Source organism: Streptomyces sp. URMC 129 (assembly GCF_051386415.1).
Taxonomy (GTDB): domain Bacteria; phylum Actinomycetota; class Actinomycetes; order Streptomycetales; family Streptomycetaceae; genus Streptomyces.
In genome coordinates, this window is the sequence record NZ_JBPQTQ010000332.1 from 1 (window position 1) to 238 (window position 238).

The 238-nt window shown below is 73.9% G+C and carries 1 pseudogene; it reads left to right on the top strand.

Features of this window, described 5'->3' with window-relative positions:
* A pseudogene (locus ACSNOC_RS28010) lies at nucleotides 1-238 on the top strand (hypothetical protein); the annotation flags it as partial.

Genomic DNA, 238 nt, shown 5'->3' on the forward strand with positions numbered 1-238 from the left:
GGTGAAGCCGTCGGAGCGGCCGAGCTTCTCGGTGACGACGCCCGGTCAGGTGCTGCGGCCGGGGGAGCGGCTGTGGATGGCGTACGACGACCTGTACCCGGGCGAGACCGGGCGCTCCTTCTCCGTGCACTCGCCCGCCTTCCGCGCGCCGGTGCGGCTTACGCACGACCCGTCGAGAACGGACTGGAACAACCCGCGGCTGTTCTCCGGCGCCGCCGAGCTGCCGCCGGGCACGCGC